At 61.6% G+C, this 5,437-nt stretch carries 4 protein-coding genes; 1 reads left to right on the forward strand and 3 read right to left on the reverse strand.

Annotation, left to right across the window (positions count from 1 at the left end; all coding sequences use genetic code 11):
- Positions 1–3: 3 nt before the first annotated feature.
- The 3 genes from cyoA to hmpA form a co-directional block, all read right to left on the reverse strand.
- On the reverse strand, positions 4–948 hold the full coding sequence (gene cyoA, locus HU766_RS23355) for a ubiquinol oxidase subunit II (RefSeq protein WP_012316183.1): 945 nt from the start codon (positions 946–948) through the stop codon (positions 4–6).
- 558 nt (positions 949–1,506) lie between these two features.
- Positions 1,507–2,013 carry a disulfide bond formation protein B gene (locus HU766_RS23360; RefSeq protein WP_033701229.1) on the reverse strand — a complete coding sequence of 169 codons (507 nt, stop codon included), beginning with the start codon at positions 2,011–2,013 and terminating at the stop codon, positions 1,507–1,509.
- A gap of 354 nt (positions 2,014–2,367) precedes the next feature.
- Complete coding sequence (gene hmpA / locus HU766_RS23365; protein WP_156310420.1) at positions 2,368–3,546, reverse strand: NO-inducible flavohemoprotein; 1,179 nt, start codon at positions 3,544–3,546, stop codon at positions 2,368–2,370.
- 154 nt (positions 3,547–3,700) lie between these two features.
- Here hmpA and norR point away from each other — a divergent pair, with 154 nt between their 5' ends.
- Positions 3,701–5,251, forward strand: coding sequence for a nitric oxide reductase transcriptional regulator NorR (gene norR / locus HU766_RS23370; protein WP_186661046.1), 1,551 nt, complete (start codon positions 3,701–3,703; stop codon positions 5,249–5,251).
- Positions 5,252–5,437: the final 186 nt, after the last annotated feature.

Raw genomic sequence — 5,437 nt, forward strand, 5'->3', positions numbered from 1 at the left:
CTCTTACTCCTCTGCACCGGCAGCTGGTTGCGTACTCGATTCCACACCCGTGGTGGTGGCCAGATCTTTGCTGCCTGCTTCTTCGTGGACCGGCTTGCCGCGGTTCATGCCTTCGTACTTGTCGACGATGGTCTGGAACAGCTCCGCTGGCGCCTCGCTGTACAGCGCGACTGGGTTGTATTCGCTAGGCTTGGCCAGTGCTTCGTACTCGGCCTTGCCCAGTTTCAGAGGCGACTGCTTCACTTCGGCGACCCACTTGTCGAAGTCTTCCTGGGAAGTGGCAGTAGCCTTGAATTTCATGCCGGTGAAGCCAGCACCGCTGTAGTTGGCGCTGATACCGTCAAACACACCGTTCTCGTTGGCGATCAGGTGCAGCTTGGTGGTCATGCCGGCCATGGCGTAGATCTGGCCGCCCAGGCCCGGGATGAAGAACGAGTTCATCACGGCGTCGGAGGTGACGCGGAAGTTGACCGGAGTGTTAGCCGGGAAGTTGATCTTGTTGACCGTCGCGATGCCCTGCTCCGGGTAGATGAACAGCCACTTCCAGTCCAGTGCGACCACGTCGATCTGGATCGGCTTGACGTCCGAATCCAGCGGACGATACGGGTCCAGCTTGTGGGTGGACTTGTAGGTGACATAACCCAGCGCGATGATGATCAGGATCGGGATGATCCACACCGCAGCCTCGATCTTGGTCGAGTGCGACCAGTCAGGCGTGTAGGTCGCAGCCTTGTTGGAAGCACGGTACTTCCAGGCGAACGCCACGGTCATGATGATGACCGGAATCACCACCAGCAGCATCAGGCCGGTAGCGATGAGGATGAGGTTCTTTTGCTCAATGCCGACCTGACCTTTCGGGTCGAGCAGGGTCCAGTTGCACCCACTGAGTAAAAGCATGCCTAAAAAGGGCAATATGCCAAACAGTCTGGGGTAACGCTTTTTACTCATCTCACGACCTCTAGATCAGCTTGCTTCAATGCAATTTGTGTTTTGGTAGCCAACACTTCGTCCTGCCAAGTGAGGCATTTCGCGCCCGTACTCGCTCCTGCCTGGGGTCCGACTGCAGGACCTTGGCTCAAGCGTGTTAGCGGTGCTTATGGTTTCGTAGGCAACAGGCCTGTACTTCAGACCAAGTCCATTTGGTGCGGGAAAACGCGGAGGGGTGTCCGCTCGGTATCGCCGCTGGGCGAAACTTGACGAAGTCAGCAAAAGGGAGCGCTGGGGCTTCCTTCAATCCTGCGACTCGCAAGCAGTGCCGAACGGAAATTGGGGGCGATTGTAGATAGGTCGCCAACCCTTGACTATGACTTATTGAGCAACAGTCTTTTACAGAATACGTAACAATGCACCCCGAAGAATCAACTTCGCGACAGTTTGTCGCACCCCGCCCGGTAGCCCTCAAAGCCGCATTCTACAAGGCTTCGTGATTGATCTGGATCAAGCGGGGAGCAACTTTCTGCGCATCTCACGCGGTGCAAAAGACCTCACACAATTCGGGACTTTTGTCTAAGACTGACGTCGGTTGCGGTAGATACCCAGCGGTACCAGAATGGCGGTGAGCACGAACGCGACCAGTGCCCATTGCGCCAGCGACAGACCGAGGATCGGTGGGTACGGCGTGCTGCAGAAGCCGTCGACCTGGAACGCCAGTGGCCACAGCTTGGCCAGGGGCAGGTCATCGACGATTGGCTGCAGGGTATCGATGCCGCAACTGACCATGGGGTTGGCGAGTATATACACATGGTTGCCGGCCGCAACGATTCCGCCCACCGCGCTGAGCACCACCAGGCCTTCGAACAAGGTCAGGCTGCGGCGCCCCGGCATCGCGGCGGCGATGAAGGCGAACACGGCGATAAACAGAAGGGCATAGCGCTGCAGGATGCACAGCGGGCAAGGCGCCTCGCCCAGCACCACTTGCATATAGAGGGCGCCACCGATCAGCGACAGGCAGATCAGCCCTAGCAGCACCAGAAAGCGCCGTTCCCGATTCAGGCGCGATGTTTGTTCGTTCATTGCCGATTCCTTCGATGGATAGTGGCCGCGTGGTCCGCCTGCCTGTGCGCAATTCTACACGCTGGGCAGGGCCTTTTGAGCGTGCCGAGGTGGCGGCGTGATGGCACTGCGCGGATTATCCGGAGATGGCTGAGACCGGCCTTGGCGACGTCGGTTCAACGCCCCACGGCAAAAAAGCGGCTACCCGGGTGCCGCACAGGAGCAAGCCCCTCGACACCCGGGAGTGAAGGATACCGTGATTAAAGGAGGATTAAAGATGAAAGGTTCGGGGCCTGTTTCATCTCTCCTTTATATAGATGAGGTGCTCTGGGCAGGCACGGCCTTGTCGGGGCGCCTACCCACAATAGGCGCAGGTTACTCCAGCGCTGCCGCCGGCCCGAAGAACTCGTAGCGGCTCTGCTGTTCAGGCACGCCCAGGCCCTTGAGGTGACGTTTGATCACTGCCATGAAGCCCTTGGGCCCGAGGAAGTAGGCATCGACGTCACGCTCACGCCCCAGCCACTGCGCCAACAGCTCCTGGCTCAGCAGGCCCACGGCATCGGCCTGGTCGTCGGCATCCTGCTCTGCGTAGCAATAGAAGCGCTTGAGCTGCGGGTGGCGCTCGGCCAGCCCATCGATCCAGTCACGGAAGGCGTGCACGGCACCGTTGCGCGCGCAGTGGATGAAATGCACCGGGCGCTGGGTCGCAAGCGCCGCTTCAAGCATCGCCAGGGTCGGGGTGATACCCACACCACCACTGATCAGCACCAGCGGCTTGTCGCTGGCGGCCAGGGTAAAATCGCCCGCTGGCGGGAACAGTTGCAACGTCTCGCCCACGACCAGTTCGTCGTGCAGGTAATTGGAGACCTTGCCACCGGCTTCGCGCTTGACGCTGATGCGGTATTGCTTGCCGTCGCACAGGGCCGACAAGGAGTAGTTGCGACGCTGCTCGGCACCGTCAATGAACAACTGCAGGCCAATGTACTGCCCTGGCTCGGCTTTGAGCACCGGCTTGCCATCCACCGGCGCGAAGTAGAACGAGACGATCTCGCTGCTCTCCTGCTCGCGGCGTACCAGGCGAAACGCGCGGGTACCGCGCCAGCCACCGGCGGCTTGTTCCTTCTCTTTATAGAGGCTTTCTTCGGCGCCGATGAGGATGTCGGCCAACTGGCCATACGCGGCGCCCCAGGCAGCGATCACTTCAGGGGTGGCGATTTCCTTGCCAAGCACTTCTTCGATGGCACGCAGCAGGCAGCTGCCTACGATCGGGTAGTGCTCCGGGAGGATCTGCAGCGCGACGTGCTTGTTGATGATCTGCCCGACCAGGCCACCGAGCTGTTCGAGCTGGTCGATGTGGCGGGCATACATCAACACGCCGTTGGCCAACGCACGTGGCTGGTCGCCGCTGGCCTGGTGGGCCTGGTTGAACAGCGGGCGTACTTGCGGGTACTCGTTGAGCATCATCTTGTAGAAGTGGGTGGTCAGTGCTTCGCCGCCGCTTTCCAGCAGGGGTACGGTGGCCTTGATGATTGCACGTTGTTCGGCATTGAGCATTGCAACGACTCCTGAACCTGTGGCTTGTAATGATTGAATTAGGCATATCACCAATCGTGCCAACTTTTATCGCCAGCAAAATCAAGGGGTTGACGCAGGCCATGTCATAATGACCCAGGCCGGCGTATAGTCATAATGACCAATAGGAGTCCTTATGACTGCAAAGCCCCTGCTCACCGCCCTCCTCCCTCTGGTCAGCGACCTGTCCCGCGACCTGAGCGACCACGAACGTTACCGTCGACTGCTTCAGGCCATGCGTGGGCTGCTGCCTTGCGACGCTGCCGCGCTGCTGCGCCTGGACGGTGAGTGGCTGGTGCCTCTGGCGGTGGATGGGCTGAGCGCCGATACCCTGGGCCGACGCTTCAAGGTCAGCGAGCACCCGCGCTTCCAGGTCCTGTTGAGCCGCCCGCAACCCACTCGCTTCCCCAGCGATTCGGAACTGCCCGACCCCTACGACGGCCTGGTCACCGCCGCCGATGCCGACCTTGAAGTGCATGACTGCATGGGCTGCCCCTTGATGGTCGACGAACGCCCGTGGGGCCTGCTGACCCTCGACGCACTCACCCCAGGGCAGTTCCAGAGCCTGGAACTGGATGCCCTGCAGGCCTTCGCCAGCCTGGCCGCCGCCACGGTGACGGTGGCCGAGCGCATCGAGCACCTGGCCCTGCGCGCAGAAGACGAACACCACCGCGCCGAGATCTACCGCCAGGCCAGCACCCAAGACAAGCAGCTGATTGGCCAGAGCGCCGCGCACAAACGCCTGGAAGAGGAGATACGCCTGGTCGGCGGCAGCGAACTGACCGTGCTGATCACCGGTGAGACCGGCGTCGGCAAAGAGCTGGTGGCCCAGGCCCTGCACCAGGCCAGCAACCGTGCCGACAAGCCCCTGATCAGCCTCAACTGCGCCGCATTGCCCGACACCTTGGTGGAAAGCGAACTGTTCGGCCACGTGCGCGGCGCCTTCACCGGCGCCCATGGCGAACGCCTTGGCAAGTTCGAGCTGGCCAATGGCGGCACGCTGTTCCTTGATGAAGTCGGTGAACTGCCACTGATGGTGCAAGCCAAGCTGCTGCGGGTGCTGCAGAGTGGCCAGCTGCAACGCCTGGGGTCGGACCGTGAGCACCGGGTCGACGTGCGCCTGATCGCTGCCACCAACCGTGACCTGGCAACAGAAGTACGCGACGGTAACTACCGCGCCGACTTCTACCACCGCCTGAGTGTGTACCCGCTGCACGTGCCGCCGCTGCGTGAACGTGGGCGTGATGTGCTGCTATTGGCGGGCTATTTCCTCGAACAGAACCGTTCGCGCCTGGGCCTGAACAGCCTGCGCCTGAGCAGCGAAGCCCAGGCCGCGCTGCTGGCCTACGACTGGCCAGGCAACGTGCGAGAGCTGGAACACCTGATCGGTCGCTCGGCACTCAAGGCGCTGGGCCAGCACCCCGACCGGCCACGCATCCTCACCCTGGATGCCATCGACCTGGACTTGCGTGCCGCCCCCGCGTTGCCCCCCCTGCCCTCACCCACCCCGCTGCAAGCGGCGTCATTGCCCGAGGGTGGGCTGCGTGAAGCCATGGATGACTACCAACGCCAGGTCATTGAAAACTGCCTGCAACGGCATGCAGAAAACTGGGCCGCCGCTGCGCGCGAACTGGGCCTGGACCGCGCCAACCTCAGTCGGCTGGCGCGTCGGCTGGGGCTTCGCTGAGGGCTATCTACCAAAGGATTAACCCAGAAAGCCATCTGGTTGCTTCCTGCTGGGCTGCTATATCTCCCTAACTACCGGTATCACGGCCGTCATGGTCGAGGCTGCGCGCAACACGTTCTTTCACGTTGCGCCGGCCCTGGGTCGCGAAGTCGAGCCAGTGTAGCCGCACACCAGCAGGGAGCATCC

Source organism: Pseudomonas sp. SWRI77 (assembly GCF_014269105.1).
Taxonomy (GTDB): Bacteria; Pseudomonadota; Gammaproteobacteria; order Pseudomonadales; family Pseudomonadaceae; genus Aquipseudomonas; species Aquipseudomonas capeferrum.

Bases quoted from the DNA above. Each gene is read 5' to 3' on its own strand.
- norR (WP_186661046.1), top strand. From the start codon at position 3,701: ATGACTGCAAAGCCCCTGCTCACCGCCCTCCTCCCTCTGGTCAGCGAC.
- cyoA (WP_012316183.1), bottom strand. From the start codon at position 948: ATGAGTAAAAAGCGTTACCCCAGACTGTTTGGCATATTGCCCTTTTTA.
- hmpA (WP_156310420.1), bottom strand. From the start codon at position 3,546: ATGCTCAATGCCGAACAACGTGCAATCATCAAGGCCACCGTACCCCTG.
- HU766_RS23360 (WP_033701229.1), bottom strand. From the start codon at position 2,013: ATGAACGAACAAACATCGCGCCTGAATCGGGAACGGCGCTTTCTGGTG.